The organism is Ruegeria sp. CDSB022, from assembly GCF_059611145.1.
This window is the reverse complement of sequence record NZ_JBXWOZ010000007.1, coordinates 108,455-130,890: the sequence shown is the minus strand read 5'-3', so window position 1 is coordinate 130,890 and position 22,436 is coordinate 108,455. Positions and strand designations below refer to the sequence as shown.

The 22,436-nt window shown below is 57.8% G+C and carries 19 protein-coding genes; 8 read left to right on the top strand and 11 right to left on the bottom strand.

Features of this window, described 5'->3' with window-relative positions:
- Nucleotides 1-52 precede the first annotated feature (52 nt).
- Entirely contained in the window at nt 53-805 is a 753-nt protein-coding gene (gene ubiE, locus AC2FIZ_RS13145) for a bifunctional demethylmenaquinone methyltransferase/2-methoxy-6-polyprenyl-1,4-benzoquinol methylase UbiE (RefSeq protein WP_142638232.1), read from the top strand.
- Complete coding sequence (gene ubiB, locus AC2FIZ_RS13140) at nt 805-2,334, top strand: 2-polyprenylphenol 6-hydroxylase (protein ID WP_281973593.1); 1,530 nt, start codon at nt 805-807, stop codon at nt 2,332-2,334. The genes ubiE and ubiB overlap by 1 nt, the downstream gene beginning before the upstream one ends.
- 98 nt (nt 2,335-2,432) lie before the next feature.
- Here ubiB and AC2FIZ_RS13135 read toward each other — a convergent pair whose 3' ends face one another.
- Complete coding sequence (locus AC2FIZ_RS13135; protein WP_281973592.1) at nt 2,433-3,608, bottom strand: acetyl-CoA C-acyltransferase family protein; 1,176 nt, start codon at nt 3,606-3,608, stop codon at nt 2,433-2,435.
- Between the two features lie 118 nt (nt 3,609-3,726).
- On the opposite strand from AC2FIZ_RS13135, the gene AC2FIZ_RS13130 reads away from it, so the two are divergent.
- The 5 genes from AC2FIZ_RS13130 to AC2FIZ_RS13110 all read left to right on the top strand — a co-directional run bounded on the left by AC2FIZ_RS13130 (nt 3,727) and on the right by AC2FIZ_RS13110 (nt 8,410).
- A complete protein-coding gene (locus AC2FIZ_RS13130) occupies nt 3,727-4,290 on the top strand; it encodes a helix-turn-helix domain-containing protein (protein WP_271950762.1) in 564 nt (187 codons plus the stop codon).
- A gap of 110 nt (nt 4,291-4,400) precedes the next feature.
- On the top strand, nt 4,401-5,585 hold the full coding sequence (locus AC2FIZ_RS13125; RefSeq protein WP_496689849.1) for a glycine C-acetyltransferase: 1,185 nt from the start codon (nt 4,401-4,403) through the stop codon (nt 5,583-5,585).
- Between the two features lie 14 nt (nt 5,586-5,599).
- The gene (tdh, locus tag AC2FIZ_RS13120) at nt 5,600-6,628 is read left to right on the top strand and encodes an L-threonine 3-dehydrogenase (RefSeq protein WP_496751027.1); all 1,029 of its coding nucleotides are present in this window, start codon (nt 5,600-5,602) and stop codon (nt 6,626-6,628) included.
- Nucleotides 6,629-6,691: 63 nt separating this feature from the next.
- Nucleotides 6,692-7,573 (top strand): tryptophan 2,3-dioxygenase, encoded by an 882-nt coding sequence (locus AC2FIZ_RS13115; protein ID WP_142638241.1) that lies wholly within the window; start codon nt 6,692-6,694, stop codon nt 7,571-7,573.
- A 3-nt stretch (nt 7,574-7,576) separates the two neighbouring features.
- Nucleotides 7,577-8,410, top strand: a complete 834-nt coding sequence (locus tag AC2FIZ_RS13110; RefSeq protein ID WP_496791120.1) for an alpha/beta hydrolase — start codon at nt 7,577-7,579, stop codon at nt 8,408-8,410.
- A gap of 292 nt (nt 8,411-8,702) precedes the next feature.
- On the opposite strand, the gene AC2FIZ_RS13105 is transcribed toward AC2FIZ_RS13110, so the two are convergent.
- The 4 genes from AC2FIZ_RS13105 to AC2FIZ_RS13090 form a co-directional block, all read right to left on the bottom strand.
- On the bottom strand, nt 8,703-9,482 hold the full coding sequence (locus AC2FIZ_RS13105; RefSeq protein ID WP_142638245.1) for an IclR family transcriptional regulator: 780 nt from the start codon (nt 9,480-9,482) through the stop codon (nt 8,703-8,705).
- 11 nt (nt 9,483-9,493) lie between these two features.
- Nucleotides 9,494-10,852: a TRAP transporter large permease gene (locus AC2FIZ_RS13100; protein WP_142638247.1), complete on the bottom strand. Its 1,359-nt coding sequence runs from the start codon at nt 10,850-10,852 to the stop codon at nt 9,494-9,496.
- On the bottom strand, nt 10,852-11,517 hold the full coding sequence (locus tag AC2FIZ_RS13095; RefSeq protein WP_281973589.1) for a TRAP transporter small permease: 666 nt from the start codon (nt 11,515-11,517) through the stop codon (nt 10,852-10,854). Before AC2FIZ_RS13095 ends, AC2FIZ_RS13100 begins: the two co-directional genes overlap by 1 nt.
- 65 nt (nt 11,518-11,582) lie before the next feature.
- A complete protein-coding gene (locus AC2FIZ_RS13090; protein WP_281973588.1) occupies nt 11,583-12,821 on the bottom strand; it encodes a TRAP transporter substrate-binding protein in 1,239 nt (412 codons plus the stop codon).
- Between the two features lie 109 nt (nt 12,822-12,930).
- Here AC2FIZ_RS13090 and AC2FIZ_RS13085 point away from each other — a divergent pair, with 109 nt between their 5' ends.
- The gene (locus tag AC2FIZ_RS13085) at nt 12,931-14,526 is read left to right on the top strand and encodes a GMC family oxidoreductase (RefSeq protein WP_281995592.1); all 1,596 of its coding nucleotides are present in this window, start codon (nt 12,931-12,933) and stop codon (nt 14,524-14,526) included.
- A gap of 583 nt (nt 14,527-15,109) precedes the next feature.
- On the opposite strand, the gene infB is transcribed toward AC2FIZ_RS13085, so the two are convergent.
- From infB to pip, 6 genes are all read right to left on the bottom strand, one after another.
- The gene (gene infB, locus AC2FIZ_RS13080) at nt 15,110-17,587 is read right to left on the bottom strand and encodes a translation initiation factor IF-2 (RefSeq protein WP_281973586.1); all 2,478 of its coding nucleotides are present in this window, start codon (nt 17,585-17,587) and stop codon (nt 15,110-15,112) included.
- 8 nt (nt 17,588-17,595) lie between these two features.
- Nucleotides 17,596-18,219, bottom strand: a complete 624-nt coding sequence (locus AC2FIZ_RS13075) for an RNA-binding protein (RefSeq protein ID WP_142638257.1) — start codon at nt 18,217-18,219, stop codon at nt 17,596-17,598.
- 22 nt (nt 18,220-18,241) lie between these two features.
- On the bottom strand, nt 18,242-19,855 hold the full coding sequence (gene nusA, locus AC2FIZ_RS13070; RefSeq protein WP_142638259.1) for a transcription termination factor NusA: 1,614 nt from the start codon (nt 19,853-19,855) through the stop codon (nt 18,242-18,244).
- Nucleotides 19,855-20,445: a ribosome maturation factor RimP gene (gene rimP, locus AC2FIZ_RS13065; RefSeq protein ID WP_142638261.1), complete on the bottom strand. Its 591-nt coding sequence runs from the start codon at nt 20,443-20,445 to the stop codon at nt 19,855-19,857. Before rimP ends, nusA begins: the two co-directional genes overlap by 1 nt.
- A 161-nt stretch (nt 20,446-20,606) precedes the next feature.
- On the bottom strand, nt 20,607-21,428 hold the full coding sequence (locus tag AC2FIZ_RS13060) for an ABC transporter substrate-binding protein (RefSeq protein WP_496689854.1): 822 nt from the start codon (nt 21,426-21,428) through the stop codon (nt 20,607-20,609).
- On the bottom strand, nt 21,425-22,402 hold the full coding sequence (pip, locus tag AC2FIZ_RS13055; protein WP_142638265.1) for a prolyl aminopeptidase: 978 nt from the start codon (nt 22,400-22,402) through the stop codon (nt 21,425-21,427). The genes AC2FIZ_RS13060 and pip overlap by 4 nt, the downstream gene beginning before the upstream one ends.
- Nucleotides 22,403-22,436 lie beyond the last annotated feature (34 nt).

Sequence of the window (22,436 nt, the reverse complement as noted above, 5' to 3'; positions counted from 1 at the left end):
CCGGTTCTTATCGCCCTATAACAGAGGCGAAATTCGACAAACGGCAAGGCAAATGTCCGACAACAGCGACAAGACCACTCATTTCGGGTTCGAAACCGTGCGCGAGGCCGACAAGGCCGGGCGCGTGCAGGGCGTGTTCAACTCGGTCGCCTCAAAATACGATGTGATGAACGATGTCATGTCGATGGGCATTCACCGGATCTGGAAAGACGCAATGATGGACTGGCTGGCCCCACGCCCCGGTCAGCGCCTGCTGGATGTGGCGGGCGGTACCGGCGATATCTCGTTCCGGTTCCTGAAACGCGCAGGCCGTGGCCATGCCACCGTTCTGGACCTGACCGAGCCGATGCTGATCGAAGGCCGACAGCGGGCCGAGGCGGATCAGATGTCGGACAGTCTGAATTGGGTGGTAGGCGATGCGATGGCCCTGCCGTTCGAGGATAACACCTTTGACGTCTACACGATCTCCTTCGGCATCCGAAACGTGACCCGTCCGCAAGAGGCATTGAACGAGGCCTACCGCGTATTGAAACCCGGCGGCCGCTTGATGGTTTTGGAGTTCAGCCAGTTGCCCAATGACGGGCTGCAGAAACTCTATGACCTCTACAGTTTCAATGTCATCCCGCGCATGGGGAAGCTGATCGCCAATGATTATGACAGCTATCAGTATCTGGTCGAATCGATCCGTAATTTCCCGGATCAGGATACTTTCCTGAACATGGTCCGCACCGCCGGGTTCGACAACGCGAAATACCGTAACCTGACCATGGGCATTGCCGCGCTGCATTCCGGCTGGAAAATCTGATGCGCGGCCCTCACAATATCATCCGCTTGATCCGGACCGGCGCGACGCTGGAACGGACAGGTGCCATGAATGTCGTTCTGGACGCGTTCGAAGCACCACGCGCCCTGCGCGTTCTGGCCCACACCCTGGGCAAACCCTTTCAATGGCTGGGTTACAAAGGCGATCCGTCGATGCCCCCAGCCACCCGTGCCCTCACCGCCCTGGGACCTGCCTATATCAAGTTCGGTCAGGTTCTGTCCACGCGGCCCGACGTGGTTGGAGACGAACTGGCAGAACAGCTACGCGTGCTGCAGGACAAACTGCCCCCGTTCTCCAAGGCCGAGGCCATGGCCGAGGTCGAGAAAGAGCTTGGTCAACCCGTCGTCGAGATATTCGATGAGTTCAGCGAACCGATTGCGGCCGCCTCAATCGCCCAGGTCCATAAGGCCAAGTTGGTCAGCACAGGCGAGGATGTCGCCGTCAAGGTTTTGCGGCCGGGGATCGAACGTGCCTTCCGCAAGGATGTTGATGCGTTCTATTTCGCTGCCCGAATCGTGCAACTCTTCGCCCCCGGCGCGCGCCGCCTGCGCCCGATGGAAGTGATCGAACATTTCGACGGCGTCGTGCGTGGCGAGCTGGACTTGCGTCTGGAAAGCTCGGCTGCCTCGGAATATGCCGCTAACACCAAGGACGATGCCGGTTTCTGGTTGCCCCCCGTGGTCTGGTCCCTGTCGGCGCGTCGGGTAATGACACTCAGCTGGGCAGATGGCATCCCGCTGGGCGACAATGGCGCACTGGATGCAGCCGGTCATGACCGCCGCGATCTGGCCGAACGCGTGCTGCGCCTGTTCCTGCTGCATGCTCTGCGCGACGGCTATTTCCACGCTGACATGCACCAGGGTAACCTGAAGGTCGCGGCAAATAGCGATATCATTGCCTATGACTATGGCATCATGGGCCATATCGACGAATACACCCGCCGGGTCTATGCCGAGATTCTCTTTGGCTTTATCCGCCGCGATTACAAACGCGTGGCCGAGGTGCATTTCGAGGCCGGATATGTCCCCGCCAACCAGGATGTCGATGAATTCGCCCGTGCCCTGCGCGCGGTTGGAGAGCCGATCTTTGGTATGAACGCCACCCATATCTCAATGGGACGGTTGCTCAGCTATCTGTTCGAAGTCACTGAACGCTTCGGCATGGAAACCCGTACCGAGCTGATCCTGCTTCAGCGTACAATGGTCGTGGTCGAAGGCGTCGCGCGTTCACTCGACCCGCAAATGAACATCTGGGAAGTCGCCCGGCCCGTGGTCGAAGACTACATCAAACAATCCATCGGCCCCCGCGCCGCACTTCGCGATCTTGGCAAAACGGCAATGGTTCTGGCCCGGTTTGGTCCGCGGCTTCCAGCACTGGTGGAAAACGCATTGATTTCCCAAACCCAAAAAGATGAGCCGACACCGTCGCGCCTATGGTCCGTTGCCTTGCCCGCCACCATTGGTGCCGCTACCGGCGCGGCCCTCGTCCTATTGCTGACAAGCTTCAGCTAAACCCAATCCCGCCCGCTTCATCTGGCCAAAAATACCTTCGGGGGGAATTGCGCCACAGGTGCTATGGGGGCCAGACAGCCCCCCTGCTTGGTTCGGTTTCAGAGCAGCTCAAAGGCAATGGCAATGCCCTGACCGCCACCGATGCACATGGTGACCAAACCCTTGGACCCGCCCGTGCGCTCCAGCTCATACAGGGCTTTCAGCGTTATAATCGCACCGGTTGCACCCACCGGATGGCCCAGCGCAATCGCCCCGCCATTCGGGTTTACCTTGGCGGCATCCAAGCCCAGCTCTTTGTTCACGGCCAACGCTTGCGCGGCAAAGGCTTCGTTGCTTTCGATCACATCGAAATCACCCAGCGTCAGGCCCGTCCGCGCCATCAGGTTTTGCACCGCAGGAACCGGACCAATGCCCATCACCTCGGGGCGTACGCCTGCGTGGCCATAGCCCAGAATGCGTGCCTTGGGTTTCAAGCCGGCCTTCTCGGCCGCCTCCGCCGTGGCCAGTACCATCGCCGCCGCACCATCGTTGATGCCCGACGCGTTGCCTGCCGTCACCCGGCCATCCTTGCGGAAGGCAGGACGCAGCCCGGCCAGCGCCTCGGCGGATGTCTGTTTGGGATGCTCGTCGACCATGAAATCGACCATGTCGCGCTTGACCTTGACCTGAACCGGCGTGATCTGGCTTTGGAAATACCCCGCCTCCAGCGCAGCCGCCGCACGGGTTTGGCTGGCCATCGCGAATTCATCCATCTGCTCACGGGTGATCTGGTGCTCATCAGCAACGTTTTCCGCCGTAATGCCCATATGGCCAGTGCCAAACGGGCAGTTCAACGCGCCCAGCATCATATCCATCGAGGTGACATCGCCCATCTTCGCTCCCCAGCGCGCCTGTGGCACGATATACGGACTCCGCGACATGCTTTCGGCGCCACCAGCTACAGCGAATTCGGCGTCGCCCAGCATCAGGGACTGTACCGCCGACACAATCGCCTGCGCACCGGACCCGCACAGACGGTTTACGTTCATCGCGGGCGTTTCAACGGGGATACCGGCCTGCTTGGCCGCGGCGCGTGACAGGTACATGTCGCGTGGTTCGGTATTAATGACATGACCAAACACCACATTGCCGATTTGCTCGGGCGCAACTCCAGATCGCTCCATCGCCGCTTCAGTCACAACGGTCGCCAGATCAATCGGCGCAGTTGAAGCCAAGGCGCCACCAAATGTGCCAATCGCGGTGCGCGCACCATCAAGAATGACGATATCTTTCATGTCTCTTCTCCTCGTGGATTTGCGGGCACTATGCATCCAGCCATTGGAACTGTCCCATAGGACGTACCGTCACAAGCGGAATTGACATGAGGCCACCAAACGCGCATGAGATTCCGTCATGACGGAAAATTCAGACGATATCCTGACGCGCCTGCCCGCCCGCCTGAAAGAGGCCCGCCGCGCCAAAGGCCTGTCGCTGGAAGCTGTGGCCAATCTCAGCGGCGTGTCCCGATCCATGGTCAGCCAGATCGAACGCGGTGAAAGCAGCCCGACGATCTCGACCCTGTGGAACCTGACCCGCGCCCTGCAGGTGGACTTCGCTGGCCTGCTGGAAGAGGCCAATAACGCCGATCAGATCGAAACCCTGCGCAGCGACGAAGTGCCCAGCATCGACAATATGGGCCAGAATTGCCGCATCCGCATCCTCTCCCCGCCCGAAGAGGCCGGTGGCCACGAGGTCTACGATATCCGCTTTGACAGTGATGGCGCGCTGAACAGCCAACCACACGCCCGCGGCGCGCATGAACAGTTGACGGTACTTGAAGGTGCGGTGCGCGTCACCTCGGGCAGTGCCGTCAGCGAACTGAACCAGGGCGACACCGCGCGATACGCGGCCGACGTTCTGCACTCAATTACTGCCAAGAAGCCAGCAAGGGTGTTCCTGATCGTCAAAAACGCCTGACACCGGCGCATTTCCGCCTTTACGGAAATTTTTCCTTCATACTGTAATTCCCCTATTTGGGAATTTCATCCGTTATGTTAGACATGCGACTCAGTTGAACGGAGATCGCCATGTCAGATGCATTCCTGTCCCATGTCACCGACACCCTCGTGCAGATCGAAGCGGAGGGTCTGTACAAGCGTGAACGAATGATCACCTCGCCCCAGGGCGGCGAGATTACTGTGGGCGACAGGCAGGTCATCAATCTGTGCGCCAACAATTATCTGGGTCTGGCCGATCATCCGGCACTGATCGCCGCCGCCAAAGACGCGATGGAACCCAAAGGGTTCGGCATGGCCTCGGTCCGGTTTATTTGTGGCACACAGGACATTCACCGTGAGCTGGAACAGAAGCTGGCACAATTCCTGAATAAGGACGATGCGATCCTGTTTGCAGCCTGTTTTGATGCCAATGGAGGGCTGTTTGAGCCTTTGTTAGGGCCTGAAGATGCCATAATCTCGGACGGTCTGAACCATGCCTCAATCATCGACGGGGTACGGTTGTGCAAGGCCAAACGTTATCGTTATCTGAACAACGACATGAACGATCTGGAGGCCTGGCTGAAGCAGGCACGCGAGGACGGCGCGCGTCACATCATGATCGCGACAGACGGTGTGTTTTCGATGGATGGCTATCTGGCTAACTTGCCGAAAATCCGCGAACTGGCGGACAAATATGACGCCATTGTCATGGTCGATGACTGCCATGCCACCGGATTCATGGGTCCGAACGGGGCCGGTACACCGGATCATTTCGGTGTCGCTGTGGATATTCTGACGGGAACCTTGGGCAAGGCACTTGGGGGGGCAATCGGCGGTTATATCGCCGGGCCGCAGCCGGTGATCGACCTGCTGCGGCAGCGGGCGCGGCCCTATCTGTTCTCAAATTCGCTGCCGCCTTCAATCGTTGCTGCCGGGATCGAAGCCATCCGTCTGGTCGAAGAGGGCGACATGCTGCGCGCGCAACTGTTCAGCAACGCCAAATATTGGCGCGCGGGGTTGGAAAAGTTGGGTTTTGACCTTCTACCCGGCGAACACCCGATCATCCCGGTTAAGCTGGGCGAAGCACAACTGGCGCAGGACGTGGCCGCAAAGCTGTTTGACGAAGGCGTTTATGTTTCGGGCTTTTTCTTCCCCGTCGTCCCGCGCGGTAAGGCACGGATCAGAACGCAGATGAATGCGGCGCTGACAAAGGATGAGCTGGACCGTGCGCTGGCCGCCTTTAGCAAGGTCGGCAAAGAGCTGGGGATCATCTGATGCGACCCAATACGATGAAAGCGCTGGAAAAATCCAAGCCCGAGGAGGGCTTGTGGATGGTGCAGGCCCCGGTGCCCGAGATCGGCCCTGATGAAGTGCTGATCCGCATCAACAAGACCGGCATCTGCGGCACCGATATCCACATCTGGAACTGGGACGACTGGGCCGCCGCAACTGTGCCCACCCCAATGATCACCGGCCATGAATTTGCCGGTGAAATCGTTGAGATCGGGCGCAACGTGACCGGGCTTGAGATCGGCCAGCGCTGCTCCGGCGAGGGGCACCTGATCACAACCGACAGCCGCCAAAGCCGTGCTGGCAAGTTCCATCTGGATCCCGGCACGCGCGGAATCGGCGTCAATGAACAGGGTGCCTTTGCGCAATACCTGAAACTACCTGCCTTCAACGTGGTGCCCCTGCCCGATGACATTCCCGACGAAATCGGAGCCATTCTCGACCCGTTGGGGAATGCTGTGCACACCGCACTCAGTTTTGATCTGCTGGGTGAGGATGTGCTGATCACCGGTGCAGGCCCCATCGGCATCATGGCCGCCGCCGTGGCCCGCCATGCAGGCGCGCGGCATGTGGTGATCACCGATATCAATCCGGACCGCTTGACGCTGGCTGCGCATGTTGTGCCAACATTGCGCCCTGTCGATGTGACCAAGGAAGATTTGCAGGACGTGATCGTCGAACTGGGCATGCAGCAGGGTTTTGACGTCGGGCTGGAGATGTCAGGTTCACAAATTGCACTGGACCAGATGGTCGAGGCACTGGTGATGGGCGGCAAGATCGCTCTGCTGGGCATCCCACCTGGAAAATCCCCCGTGGACTGGTCCCGCATCGTATTCAAGGCCATCACCATCAAAGGTGTCTATGGGCGCGAGATGTTCGAGACCTGGTATAAGATGATTGCCATGTTACAGAACGGTTTGGATGTCAGCCGAGTGATCACGCACCGTTTCAAGGTTGATGAATTTGCCAAGGGCTTTGGCGAGATGAAATCAGGTCGATCCGGCAAGGTTGTTCTGGATTGGACCTAACCCTCTGGCGTTAAACGGCTTCACCCCCTAAACAGGAGGGAACTCAGGTGTTTGGAGGCGCAGATGAGCGACAAGGACAACCGGTATCTTGAACGCGGGATCGAGGACACTCTGGTCACGGATTTCGCCGAAACCCACCGCAAGAGCTATGGCGACTTCCTGCAGCTCAAAACCCTACTGAATCTGCAAAAGACGTTTCAGGATCCCGCGCAACCAGATGAGATGCTGTTCATCATCATCCATCAGGTCAGCGAGCTGTGGCTGAAGCTGATGCATCACCAGCTGGTCGAAGTGCGCCGCTTTCTGCAAGAGGACGAATTTGGCCCGGCAATGAAGAATCTCGACCGGGTCAAAGCAATCCAGCGGCAGTTGATTTCCGCGTGGGAAACGCTTCTGACCATGACCCCCGCCGATTACATGACCTTTCGGCAAGCACTTGGCAGCTCCTCGGGATTTCAAAGCTATGGCTATCGTCAGATTGAATTCATTCTGGGCAACAAGGATGCCTCGACCCTGAAGGTTCACCAGCATGATCCCGAAGTCATGGAATTATTGGATGCCGCACTGACCAAGCCTTCGCTTTACGACGAAGTGCTGCACATGCTGGCCCGGCAAGGGTTTGACGTGCCTGATGACCTGCTGAACCGTGACTTTGCACAACCTTATTCCGGCGACCCGCGCGTGGTGAAAATCTGGGCTCAGGTGTTTCACAATACCGATCAGTATTGGGACCTCTATGCGCTGGCCGAAAAGCTGATGGACGTTGAATCCCTGTTCCAGCGCTGGCGGTTTGACCATGTCACCGCGGTCGAGCGAGTTATTGGCAACCAGCCAGGTACAGGCGGGTCTAGCGGTGTGTCGTTCCTGCGCAAAGCGCTGGACTTGCGATTCTTTCACGATCTCTACGATGTGCGCACCGAATTGATGTATAGCGGGCAGGAGTAGGCGATGCTGTATCGTGGTTTCACTCAGACAGAGCTGGAGCAGGAGTATTCTCCCAGTTCGATGGTTGGCGGCGATCTGACACCCTATCTTGAAAGCTACGCCGCGCTGAGTGCGCAGAACCGCGCCCGGATGGAATGCCGGGAAAACCTGCCCTTCGGCGAAACATCTGAACAGGTGCTCGACTTCTTTCCTGCGTCGACGGCCAACGCTCCGCTGCATGTCTTTATTCACGGAGGTTACTGGCAGGCGCTCAGTCAGCGTGAGTCGGCGATGATGGCCCCTACACTGGTGGAAAACGGGCAAGCCTTTGCAACGCTGAACTATACGCTCGCACCTGAGGCCCGACTGGATCAGATGATCAAAGAGTGCCGCGATGCCCTGCTTTGGCTGGGATCACAGGCGACGGCCCTTGGGTTCGATCCGGCGCAGATCACCTTGTCGGGGCACAGCGCCGGGGCACATCTAGCGGCCATGATGATGGCGACTTCAGCCGATGCGCTAGCCCGCGCCGGCTTGCGGGTACGAGAGGTGATTCTGATTAGCGGCGTCTATGATCTTGAACCGATCAGCCTGACGCCGGTGAATGACCCGCTGCAACTTACCCCGGTCGAGATACACGATCTCTCACCCATCCTGCACCTGCCCGCCCCCGGTCCGCGTTACCATGTAACCGTCGCCGAGCGCGACACACCCGAATTCATTCGTCAAAGCCGGGACTATGCGGAATTGCTGCGTAAAGGCGGGCATTCTGTCAGTTTTGATCTGCAGAAAGGGATGCAGCATTTCGACATCATCATGCACGCAAGCACGTTCCTGCCGACTCCTCGGCAATCATAGGTACTGGGCGATAGAATATTCTGACCTTTGCGTCATGCACTGAGCAAGTCGCCATATCCCTGCATTTGTGGCGGTACCGCAAGTGTCCGATTTGCGCCCAGAGTGACAGATGCTGCGCTAGCTAGGAATGGCAGCGGTGCGCTAATGTCCACTCTGCAAAGTTGAACGAACGGAGTACACGGAACTTTTATCGCGCTCTCATCCGTTCTGGTGCAGAATTCTCCAAACCGGTCGATGATCGAATTCGCAGTTGGTGAAAAAATCACGCTTTGACTGTCATCTGAAGCATTAGTCACTGGCTCAAAAGAGCCGAAAGCTGCTTCGCTCCCTTCTGAAGTATGCCCAGAAACGACATCAGACTGTTGACGTCATGACGTTGTGTCGGCGCGTGAACCGAAAGCGTGCCTACCAATCGGCCTTGTCCATCCTGAACGGGTACTGCTAGGGCAGTCATCCCGGTCATGAATTCCTCGTCATCGGTGGAATAACTATTCTCAGAGATACGTCGGATCTCAGATCGCAATGCCTTGGGATCGGTCAGCGAGCGTTCGGTTTGTGGTTGTAGATGTCCTGCCGAAAGAAACCCATCCAGCTTTCTTTGCCGTAGTGTGGACAGGTACATCTTGCCGCTGGCCGTGCAATGGAAGGGCACCTGTGTCCCGACCGGCAGTTGAATTCGCAGGGGCCACTTCGTTTCCACCCGGTCGAGATAGATCATGCCCTCGCGGTCTGGAATGGCGAGATTACATGTCTCGCCAACAGTTTCAGCCACACTGCGCAAGATCGCCAGTCGCGCAGTGCGCAAATGCTCGGACGACATGGTGTTGACCGATAGCAGTCGCAGCCGGTGTCCCGGGCCATATGATCTGCCATCGAGATCCCGCTGCAGAAACCCTTCGGCTTCTGCGGTTTGCAGCAGACGGTGAATTGTTGGCTTGGCCAGACCTAATGCCTCAATCAGATCCGATGGTTTTACGGAAACGCCACGCCGCGCCACCTCCTCGAGGATCAGCAGGAGGCGGAGGTTGGTCGGTATTTGAGTTTCTTTTTCTTGTGTTTCCGTCTCGGCCATCCTGCAACAGTCTAGCTATTTGGCAGCAGTATCAAGGCCAGATCGGGCACAAGCGACACTAAAATCCAAACCGAAAGAAGCGCCACCAGATAGGGTACCGTATACCGAAGCAACCGGAAATAGGGTACTCCTGTTACTCCTGAAGCCACATAGAGGTTCAGCCCATAAGGTGGTGTGATGAATCCAATGGACGCCCCCACAAGGAAGATCACCGAGAAATGGATTGGATCAATCCCAACCGAGGCCGCGATTGGCGCAAGAATTGGGGCGAGAATTATGGTTACAGGTAGGCTTTCCAGAACCATACCCGAGAAGAAAACAATCACCATCGACGTGAACAGAACCGCATAGTATCCACCCATTGAAGTCACGAAGTCCCCGATTGTCTGCTGCGCGCCGAGCAATGACAAGATCTGTTGCATCACCACTGATATCGCGATCAGCGGTGCGAGGATGCCAGTGATCTGGGCCGAGCGGATGACGATCGAGGGGATCTCGGGGATCGTAAAGCCTTCGACCACGAACATTTCGGCGTAACTCTTCTCGGTTGGCGATATGTCGTTTCTGGCCCCCATAATCCGGTTGATCGGATAGCTGACCAAACCAGCGATCACACAGAAGCCAACCGTCACGCCCGCGGCTTCTGTCGGGGAAAACTTGCCTGTGTAGATGCCCCACAGCACCAGCCCAATGGCGAAAAATCCAAGCCAGGCGCCAAATGCCGTTTTCAGTATCCGGTTGAGCTGCAAAGGGATCAGATGGCCCCACCCGTTCATGCGGCAAATGATCCAGCACGCGAATTGCATACCAAAGACCATGAGCGCGCCCGGAAGAATGCCCGCCACGAACAACTCGGAAATAGGAAGGTTCATCAAGAAGCCATAGACGATGAAGATAATGGAAGGCGGGATAATGATCCCTACAGTACCCCCTGCCGCAGCGGTCGCCGCGCTGAACCGTTCGTCATAGCCACCTTTGACCATCTCGGGGTGCAGCATCGAACCAATTGTGGCTGTCGTCGCCGAGTTTGATCCCGAAATCGCCGCGAATAACCCGCAGGCACCAAGCGATGCCATCGCCAACCCACCACGTATCCAGCCCAGACAGGCATAGGCGAAATCGCTGAGCCTTCGGGCAATACCAGACTTGTTGATCAGGTCTCCGGTCAGGATAAAGAGCGGCATCGCGAGCAGGGCAAAGCCTTTGTTGAACACGTTCAACAGTTCGGCCCCCATATTGTCCAGCGTCAAGCCAAGGACGAATGAGCAGCCGATCACCCAATAGCCGATGACCAAAAACACCGGCACGCCCAGCATGAACAGAAAGGTAACCCCAAGTGAGATCAGTGTAACCAAAGTTCCGTCTGTCATCAGTCTGCTCCGATCACGGCCTGCTTGATCAGCGGCTCACCTGTTTTCCAGTTTTGCAGATCGTCGGCGAGGTTCTGAAACACACGCCCGATCATCAAAAAGAACGAAAGAGGCGCGGCCAGCAAAAACCACCACTGCATGATATTGTCCGTGCCGAGAACGATCTGAAAATTTGACGCCGATAACGCAACCAGTCGCGTGGTCGTCACGATGACGATCACGGCAAAGATGAACCACAACACCGCATCAAGGATCAAACAGGCCAACTGCCCGCCTCGGGGCATTGCGGTGCGGAACTCATTGAAACTCAGATGCGTCCGCAGGCGAACATTGTACGTGGCCCCGAACCACGCCATCACCATAAACAACAAGGGAGGGATAGTGGTGGACCACGGTTCTTGATCGTTGAACACGAATCGGTCGATCACGCCCCAGAAAATGATCAACGCAATGGCGAGGTAAGAATATACCATCACCGACCGCTCCAGATGGCGCTCGATAAACGGCACTGTCCGATAGATCAGCATGATCACGAATCCGCCCATGGCTGAAATAACCGCGCCCATCACCCATGCGGCGTCCGATTCCAGCGCCGATTGAATCTCGAACGAATCCTGGCTGAGAAAGGCACTGAAGATCGCGCCTGTGTCTGCCCAAAACGACATGTACCCCGTCCTCCCAGTCGGTGTGTATTAGAACCGGCCCGCTTGGGGCCGGTTCGTCTTTTGTATCAGGCTTTGCCTTTCCACCAACGGCGCGGTTCTACGTTTTCCGGCAGGGTGTCTGCCGGAATCTCTCGCGCGATGTCGTAGATTTCCTGATAGGTATCGATGCCACCGGCCCATTTGTTCAAACGCTCACGCCACTGCGCCCAAGGTTCGGGGTTGTAGTTCGGGGCGCACATCTCTTCGGCCAGTTTGATCTGATCATCTGGCAGGAATGCCGGACGTACTCCATTTTCGGCGAAGATAGTATCAGGCAGCTGCGGTTCCGAGAAACCGACAGTGTTCAGCAAAGCCGCTTCATTGGCACCTTGAATCAAAGCCTGCGTAAAGTAGGAAGACTCCATCACAGCATCCTGCAGCTCCCCGCCCAGACTGTCGAACACTTTGGCCGACATTGAGGTATGTTCAGTGCCGCAGAAGAATTTCAGGTTAACTGACTGCGACACCACAGGAGCCATGTTGGCATATGCGACGGCCGATGCCCACGTTTCAGCCCCGTCGATTAGACCAGTCTTCAACGCATCCAGAGTTTCTTCCCATGCAACCGGTACCGGATTCAGGTTCAACAGCTGCATTGCAATGCGTCCCAGCTGTGTACCCGTCACACGGTTCTTTGTGCCGAACAGCTCTTCCAGTTTGGTGACGGTCGGCTTGTCGGCAAAGGTCGAACCCATTTGCAGGCCGCGCAATTCACAGTGGGTAAACAGGAACTTCAGGCCGTGCCGTTTCTCCAGCGGATCACGCAGAATGCGCTGGCTCGCCGGGCTGTAGAAGAAGTGATACTGCGCTGCCCGGCTGGGGAACATGTAAGCATAGTCCAGCACGTTGAGATACGGCGCGCCTCCAGCCGAGTTCTGGGTCGAGGCCGCGTAAATATCAACAATGCCCTGCTGAGTTTTTTCAACACAGCTCAGCTGCCCGCAGATCTGGTTGTCGCCAATGAACTCGATCCGAATTTCACCGTCCGTGCGCTCTTCCAGATCGCGTGCAAACTCGATCGCGCCGGCGCGTTCGATCAGCAGATTGCGGGTGTTAAAGCCCGATGCGCCGAATTTAAGCGTGTGCTTTGGCTCTTTCGAGAAGCGCTTTTCATAGGTTGATTCGGCTGCCTGCGCCAGATTCGCCAGGCTCATCGCGCCACCGAACCCACCTGCCGCCAGCAGTGTCGAACTCATGCCATACCGCCCGGCCACACGAAAAAAATCTCGCCGGGAAATGCCACTTAGTTTCTTACCGATCTCCATTGCCTACCTCCCTGATCGCAATTAGTGAGACGTTTTGTATCAAAAAAGGCTAGTATATTTCTCGCATCTTGCATAGAGTTTTTTTCAGTCGCGTCGGGAGGAGACAGTTATGGAAGTCGATTATGCGGTAGTCGGAGCAGGATCTTCGGGCTGTGTCATTGCCAACCGTTTGAGTGCTGATCCCAATACGACCGTCGCATTGCTGGAGGCTGGCGGTCGCGACACCAACCCGTGGATTCACATTCCGGTCGGTTATTTTAAAACAATGCACAACCCGTCGGTTGACTGGTGCTATCGCACTGAACCCGATCCGGGGCTTAATGGACGATCCATAGACTGGCCACGAGGCAAGGTGCTGGGCGGTTCATCCTCGCTGAACGGGCTGCTTTATGTCCGCGGCCAGAAAGAAGACTACGATCGCTGGCGGCAAATGGGCAATGAGGGATGGGGGTGGGACGATGTCTTGCCCCTGTTTAAACGCTGCGAAGATCAAGAACGCGGTGAAGATGAGTTTCACGGCATTGGCGGGCCTTTGTCTGTTTCGAACATGCGCATTCAACGCCCCATCTGCGACGCCTGGGTTGCCGCGGCACAGGCCGCAGGCTACCCGTTCAACCCCGACTACAACGGTGCTGAACAAGAGGGCGTGGGGTATTTCCAACTGACCACCCGCAACGGTCGTCGCTGCAGCGCGGCTGTGGCTTATCTCAAACCCATTCGAAGTCGTCAGAATCTGAACATCATCACCAACGCATTTGTGACGCGCGTGGTATTGGACGGGAAAAAGGCGACCGGGCTGGTTTACCGGGACAGGTCAGGGGTCGAGCAAACTCTGAAGGTTCGACGCGAGATTATCCTGTCTGGTGGCGCGATCAATTCGCCCCAGATCCTGATGTTGTCGGGGATTGGAGACCCGGACCACCTCAAAGAAAACGGAATCGAACCGCTTCACGCCCTGTCTGGCGTCGGTAAGGGCTTGCAGGATCATTTACAGGCGCGCCTGGTGTTCAAGTGCAATGAACCAACACTGAATGATGAAGTCCGCAGCCTGTTCAATCAGGCGCGCATCGCTCTGAAATATGCACTGTTCCGTGCCGGGCCTATGACAATGGCGGCCAGCCTTGCCACCGGCTTTATGAAAACGCGCCCGGATGTAGAGACACCCGATATACAGTTTCATGTCCAACCCTGGTCCGCTGACAGCCCGGGCGAGGGCGTACACCCGTTCTCGGCCTTTACAATGTCGGTCTGCCAGCTGCGCCCGGAAAGCAGGGGGGAGTTGCGCTTGAACGGCCCCGATCCGTCCAAACATGTCAAGATCATACCGAACTACTTGTCCACAGAAACAGATTGCAGGACCATCGTCGATGGCGTGAATATCGCGCGGCGAATTGCCAAGAAAAACCCTTTGGCCTCGAAGATTTCGGAAGAGTTTCGACCAACAGCAGATCTGAATTGCAACGACTATGACGCTACGCTGGATTGGGCCAGGTCGAATTCGACCTCAATCTACCACCCAACCGGCACCTGTGCGATGGGAAGCTCTGAGGCATCTGTTGTCGATCCTAAACTAAGGGTTCACGGACTAGAAAATCTGCGCGTGGCCGATTGTTCGATCATGCCCGAGATCGTCAGTGGCAACACCAACGCACCGGCAATCATGATCGGGGAAAAGGCGAGCGATTTGATAATCGCGGATGCCTGACAGGCCCTCCATCTTGCCTGTGTGCGATGCAGAATGCCTAAAACACCCGCAACCGATGGATCGGTGTGCCAGTCGCGCAAGCTCAAGCTGTTCTGCTGATTATGTCTGATCGCAACTCGCACTTTGCCAACTCTTGTCTCATGACTGACCGTGATCTGGGAGGGCGACTCTTGGTCAACGATCTGTGCAGCATCCAGCTCAGATTTTGACGTCAAACCAATCTCGCGAAACATGCATAAGCGGTCGCGGACACTACTTGCTTTTCCAATAGTTCAAATCGGAACCTCCACTTTCCTATTTTTGGCGTACAAGTACTTCACTTGCAGAGAGATATACACAGCACGTGGTCGCGAGCCTGAGCCTGGCTACGGGCACTGCGTCGGTGAACCCTATTGGCCGCTAAGTCCGCATAGCCGACAGCAACCTAGATTTACTTTGCCTCTTGAACCAAGGCTACCCGGTGCGACTTGATGATTAACCTCAGAAAAACTCGCGCGAAAAGTCAAAGGCTCACGTCAGCTCTCCAAAAGAAAAACAGCGGCCCGTTGGAGCCGCTGTTTTCCGAATTTCAGTTCTGTCCGGATCAATCCAGTGTCCGGGTGACCTCTTCGCGCTCGAAGATTTCGATGACGTCGCCGGCGCGGATATCGTCGTAGTTCTCGAATGCCATACCGCATTCCTGACCCGACTGAACCTCGGCCACTTCGTCCTTGAAGCGCTTCAGCGTTTTCAGCGTGCCTTCGTGGATCACCACGTTGTCGCGCAACAGGCGGACACCTGCGGAACGACGCGCCACGCCTTCTGTAACCAGACAGCCAGCAACCTTGCCAACGCCTGTAACCTTGAAGACTTCGCGGATCTCGGCATAACCGATGAACTTTTCGCGGATCTCGGCGCTCAGCAGACCGGAAGCGGCGGCTTTCACGTCGTCGACCAGATCGTAGATCACCGAGTAGTAGCGGATTTCCACGCCCTTTTGGTTCGCCGTGTTCCGCGCCGAGGCATTGGCACGCACGTTGAAGCCCAGGATCGGGGCGCCGGACGCTTCCGCCAAGCCGACATCCGTTTCGGTGATCGCGCCGACGCCTGAATGCAGCACCCGCACGCGTACTTCGTCGTTGCCGATCTTCTCCATCGCCTGAACGATGGCTTCGGCAGAACCTTGCACGTCCGCTTTCATCAGAATTGGCAGTTCGGTGACGTTTTCGTCTTCCTTGGCCTTTTGCATCAGCTGTTCAAGGGTGGTTGCGGCACCGGCGGCGGCGCGTTTGTCCTTGGCGGCCTGTTCACGGTAGGCGGCGATTTCACGCGCCTGCGCTTCAGTCTCGGTCACGTTCAGAACGTCCCCGGCCTCGGGCGTGCCATTCAGACCCAGAACCTCAACCGGAACCGAGGGTCCTGCCTCTTTGACGCGTTCGCCCTTGTCGTTGATCAGCGCACGGACTTTACCGTATTGCTCACCCACAACAAAGATATCGCCCTGACGCAATGTACCGGTCTGAACCAGAACGGTGGCAACAGGTCCGCGACCCACATCCAGCTGAGCCTCGATCACAGCGCCTTGGGCGGCGCGGTTCGGGTTGGCTTTCAGCTCAAGAATTTCGGATTGCAGCGCGATGGCTTCCAGCAGCTCGTCCAGACCCTGACCGGTGATGGCAGACACTTCGACGTCCTGAACCTCACCCGACATTTTCTCAACGATGACTTCGTGCTGCAGCAGATCGGTGCGAACCTTGTCCGGGTTCGCATCCGGCTTGTCGACCTTGTTGATCGCAACGATCATCGGGACACCCGCCGCTTTGGCGTGGTTGATCGCCTCGATCGTCTGCGGCATCACCGCGTCATCCGCAGCAACAACCAGAACCACGATATCCGTGACCTGTGCCCCGCGCGAACGCATCGAGGTAAAGGCCGCGTGGCCCGGTGTATCCAGAAAAGACAGCGTTGTGCCGCCATCGGTTTTCACCTGATAAGCGCCAATATGCTGGGTAATACCCCCGGCCTCACCCGCCACAACGCGAGCGTCGCGGATCGCGTCCAGCAACGAGGTCTTACCGTGGTCAACGTGACCCATGATGGTAATAACCGGCGGACGCGACTGCAGATCGCCTTCGCTGTCTTCGATCTCTTTGATGACGTCCTCGACGTCAGAGGCCGAGACGCGCGTGACCTTGTGGCCAAATTCTTCGATGATCAGTTCCGCAGTATCAGCGTCAATGGTCTGGTTCTGCGTGACCATCATGCCCATGTTCATCAGCGATTTGACAACGTCCGCGACACGCTCGGCCATACGGTTGGCCAGCTCGGACACGACAATCGCCTCGGGCAGCTGTACGTCACGGATAACTTTTTCCCGCTCGACCGCGCCGCCCATGGCTTTCTGACGCGCGCGCTCTTGCTTACGCTTCATGGCTGCCATCGAACGCTGACGGTTGCCTTCGCCACCCGTCGCCTGACCCAGAGTCAGCTTGCCTGAACGGCGGTTATCGTCACGGCCCTTGGTGCGCGCGCCGCGCTGTTCACGCTCGCGATCCTGCTTGCGTGGCGTTGCTGCAGGCGCAGGCTTGCTGGCCGGGCTGCGGGCGGCTTTTGGCTCTTCTGGAGTCGGGGTCGCCACGACACGCTTAGCGGCATCTTCAGCCTCTTTGCGCTTGCGTTCTTCCTCTTCGGCCTTGGCGCGCGCGCGTTCTTCGGCCTCGCGCTGTTCGCGCTCTTTGGCCTCTAGTTCCGCACGGCGACGGGCACGCTCTTCCTCGCGCGCTTTTTCAGCGGCCTGACGCTCGGCGGCCTCTTCGACCTCACGCGCCTTGGCAGCCTGCAGCGCCTTCATCCGGCGCGCCATTTCCACGTCGGAAATCCCGGCTGGACGACGCGACGGATCACCTGATGGCGTAGCTCCACCACCGGTTTTGGCCGCACCCGGCTTGGGGACCACCACGCGCTTGCGTTTGGTTTCCACCACGACATTCTTGGTACGTCCGTGGCTGAAACTTTGTTTCACATTTCCGGGGCGCGCCCCGCCACGAAGACCCAATGTCTTTTTGCCGTCACTATCGCTCATAAAGCTTCTTACCCTTCCGCGCGGCCCTTGCCGCCGTCATCCGTTTCGCGCAAGCCATGCAGGCGCTGCGCTTCCTCTACAACACGTTTGGCGAGTCCGCCAGAGGCCAAGGCCGCATGAATCACGGTTTGGCGCCCAAATGCCGCCCCAAGTTCGTCTGCGGTCAACCAGCCGATGTATTTCCCAAAGTGCGGCGTGCTGAGTTTCGACTTGCCGCGCCCCGATCCATCGGACGCCTGAAGCAATATCTGGGCCTCTTCCCGGTCCAGCATTGCCTTGACCTTTTCATAGCCAGCAACCGCATCACCGGACTTGCGCGCGAGGCTCAAAAGCTCGATCACGCGCCGCGCAATCTGCTTTTCAACCTCATCGGCCAGATCCTTTGACACAGTGACCTGCGCCTTGAACCCCCGCGCGAACAATTTCTTGCCGATGGCTTTATCCAACGCGCTACGGTCGGCCGAGACATAAACACCGCGCCCCGGCAGTTTTGCCGCGACATCAGGAAAGACCTGACCGTCTGGCCCGACCACAAAGCGGATCAGCCCATATCTAGGCTGAACCTCGCCAGTGGCAATGCACTTGCGTTCGGGTCCGTCAGACCGATCCTTATGGACGCCACCGCGACCCATGTGCGCCACCCGAAGCCTGCGATCAGGCCTCGGCTTCCTCGTCGGCCGCTACGCCGTCTTCTTCAGCTTGCTCCAATTCGGCAGGATCAACCCAGCCCAGCATGATGCGTGCGGTCATGACCAGATCCTGCGCCTCTTCCAGCGTTATGCCAAAAGGCTCCAGAACACCGTCATCCTTGATACGCTCACCATCAACTGTGGTCCAACCACCAGCCAGTTCCCAGTCAGCGCAGGTGGCAAAGTCTTCCAACGTTTTCACGTCGTCCTTGGCCAGCGCTTCTACCATCTGGGGTGTCAGACCTTCGAATTCAATAAGGCTGTCCTCGACACCCAGCTCACGCGCTGCATCCAGCGCCGCTTTGGCCTGTGCTTCCAGGTGTTCACGCGCACGGGTCTGCAGTTCCTGCGCGGTGCCTTCGTCTACGCCGTCAATGACCAACAGCTCGTCAAGCTCGACATAGGCGACTTCTTCCAGGTTGGTGAAGCCTTCCGATACCAGCAACTGAGCAAAGAATTCGTCTAGATCCAGGCTTTCCATAAACAGGCCGGTGCGGGCTTCGAACTCTTTCTGACGACGCGCCGATTCTTCGGCCTCGGTCATGATGTCGATGTCCAGGTTGGTCAGCTGGCTGGCCAGACGTACGTTCTGACCACGGCGACCGATGGCGAGGCTCAGCTGTTCCTCGGGAACCACAACTTCGATCTTGCCGGCTTCTTCGTCCAGAACCACCTTGGACACCTCGGCAGGCTGCAGCGCGTTCACCAGGAAGGTGGGCTGATCTTCATTCCATGGAATGATGTCGATCTTTTCGCCCTGCAGCTCATTCACGACGGCCTGCACACGGCTGCCGCGCATACCAACGCAGGCACCGACAGGGTCGATCGAGCCGTCATAGGAAATGACAGCGATCTTGGCGCGCGATCCGGGATCACGAGCAACAGCTTTGACCTCGATGATGCCGTCATAGATTTCCGGCACTTCCATCTTGAACAGTTCAGCCATGAATTCAGGCGCGGTGCGCGACAGGAAGATCTGGTGGCCACGAACCTCGCGGCGAACTTCCTTGATATAGGCGCGCACACGGTCATTGGGGCGATAGCTTTCGCGGCCAATCTTGTCGTTGCGGCGCAGAACAGCCTCGGCACCGCCCAGATCGACGATGACATTGCCAAACTCTTCGCGCTTGACCGCACCGTTGATGATGGTACCTGCGCGATCCTTGAAGTCTTCGTACTGGCGATCGCGCTCGGCTTCGCGGACCTTCTGCAGAATCACCTGCTTGGCGGATTGCGCCGCGATCCGGCCCATTTCGACCGGAGGCACTTCTTCGACATAGACGCTACCGACTTCTGGCGCTTCCATGTATTGCTTGGCCTGCTCGACGGTCATCTCGGCCTGATAGTTCTCAAGCTCCTCATCTTCAACCACGGTGCGGACACGGGTAAAGGTCGCCTTGCCGGTCTTGCGGTCGATGCTGACGCGGATATCCATCTCGGCGCCGTAGCGGCTTTTGGCGGCACGGGCGAGCGATTCTTCCATCGCTTCGACAACCAGACCGGGGTCGATCATCTTTTCGCGGGCCACGGCCTCGGCGGTCTGCAGCAGCTCCAGCTGGTTGGCTGAGGTGATTGCCATCAGTTCGTCTCCTCTTCGGACCCTTCGGTCTCAATCTCGTCGAAAGCGTTTTCGTTCAGGGCACCGGCGTCCTTGCGCTGGCGCAGCATCTCTTTGATCAGATCATCGGTCAGGACCAGCTTGGCATCGCTTAGCCAGTCAAACTGCAAGCCGATGGTGATTGTCTCATCTCCCTCGGAGATATTGATCAAAACCTCATCGCCTTCGATCCCGGCCAGCTCACCTTTGAAGCGGCGACGGCCGTCGATCAGTTCGGCGGTTTCAATCTTTGCCTCATAGCCCTCGAACATCTCAAAATCCTTGAGACGTGTCAGAGGCCGGTCGATGCCGGGGCTGGACACTTCCAGCGCATAGGCGTCAAGGATCGGATCTTCGACATCCAGTGTGGCACTGACTGCGTTCGATATCTCGGCGCAATCATCCACTTCGATGCCACCATCGGGCTTGTCGGCCATGATCTGCAAGGTGGTCTGCTTGCCGCTCATCAGGCGGATACGGACCAGCTCATACCCCAGATCTTCGATCACTGGGGTGATGATCTCGGCCAGTCTCCGATCGATGGCAGCTTTGGCTATCAGTTCGTTTGTCATCAGCTACTCTACCCTGTCAGTCGGGCACAAAAAAACGGGCGCGCGGCCCGTCGAAATTCCCGGTGGAGCCCCAGACCAGAAGTCTGACACGCCGCTGTTGCAACTGCATATACGCAGGGTTTCCCGAGTCTGCAACCCCCGGCAGGAACCCTGACCGGAATTTACGCCAACCACCACCGTTCAGCGATGCGTCCGTCGTCCAGCGCGCGCGCGCCGCCGATCTGCTGGGGCATACCAACATGAGCAGCAGCAGCCAGCGCAATATCCGATTCGCTGGGGTGAAGGCGCTGACCGCGCAGTCCATTCAAGCCTTCGGATGATGGCAGGGCAGCAATATCCACATAGCCATCCCGCAATGCTTCGGCCCGGACGCGGGCATCAGGAATGACGATAATCTCAAAAGTATCCGCCCAGCCGGCCTGAGTGCTCTTATAATGGTCAACGACTTTGCGGCCCAGAAAGTGGCGATCATCCTCAGCCCGTTCGACACGGTAGCAACCGGTGCCATTGGCGATCTGCAGCGGTTTGACGCTCTGACCAGCCCGCGGGATGACAAATTGACTTTCGGCCAGCAGGAAAGGCAGGCCGGGATTAGGTTTAGCCAGTTCAAGGTGCAGCCGGTTAGGGGCCAGCGCTTCGGCGCGCCCGACTTCGGCCAAAACCGCCATCACATCAGCGATATCCAATGCTACGCCGTCGTGGAACACCGCATCATCGCGCAGATCAAACGTCCAGATCCGGGCATCCGTATCGGTCTGCCATCCTGTTGCCAGCTCACCTCGCAAGGTACCGTCTGGTGCGATTTCGGTCAGCGTGTCAAACACCGCCCCCCGTGCAACCTGTTCAAGACTGTCGTCACGCGGCACCGCAAGCCGCAGGGTTCCGCCCGGCTTGGGCGTATTCGCCAGTGAGGCGCCTGTTGCCGCCAACAGCGCCGCAGCGGCACCTGATGCAAACAACGCGCGGCGGTCAATGCGGGTCATGCTACCCCCTCGGCCACGCGGTTCATAATGCGGACCAGTTCGGCACTGATGCCGGGTTCAGACAGGGCATGGCCTGCCTGACGGACCATCTTCAATTCGACATTCGGCCAACGCTCGGCCAGGTTCCAGGCAGAATGCGGTGGGCAGATCATGTCATAGCGGCCCTGAACGATATGGCCGGGAATATGAGCGATCCGATCCATCTGCTCCAGAATCTGCCCGTCCTGATCAAGGAAAGCCCGATTGATGAAATAGTGATTCTCAAGCCGGGCAAAGGCGCGCGCATACTCACCCGGGCTTTCTCCGGTGGATCCGTTCGAATGGATTGACGCCAGCGCATTTTCCCAAGCGGACCAGGCCCGTCCGTACAGAACCTCAGTCGCCCGATCCCCTGAGAACAGACGTTTGTTATAGGCCCCAATCGTGTCGGAAAGCTCAGTCTCGGAGAGCAGAGCGGTGAACTTGGACCATTGCTCGGGCCAGAACTTGCCCGCGCCACCACCATAGAACCAGTCCAGCTCGGCCTGCGTTGCCAGAAACACGCCGCGCAATATCAGCCTATTCACCCGGTCGGGATGCGCCTGCGCATAGATCAACGCCAGGGTTGCGCCCCAGCTTCCACCGAAAACGGCCCAGTCACTGATGTTCAACAGGGTGCGCAGCCGTTCGATATCGGCCACCAGATGCCAGGTTGTGTTGTCTGTGACCGACGCGTGCGGGCGCGAGCGTCCACAGCCTCTCTGATCAAACAGAATCACCCGAAAGACGTCCGGATCGAAATAGCGCCGCATTGCGGGGCTGCATCCGCCACCTGGGCCTCCGTGCAACACGACCACCGGCAGGCCATCCGGATTGCCGCATTGTTCCATATAGATAAGGTGACCATCGCCCACATCGACCATTCGCTGATCGAACGGGTCGATCGGCGGGTAAAGATATTGCACTGCGCGCTTTTGGTCCGGGTACTTGTCCATTATGGCCCTATATAGTCCTTAAACGTAAAAGAGC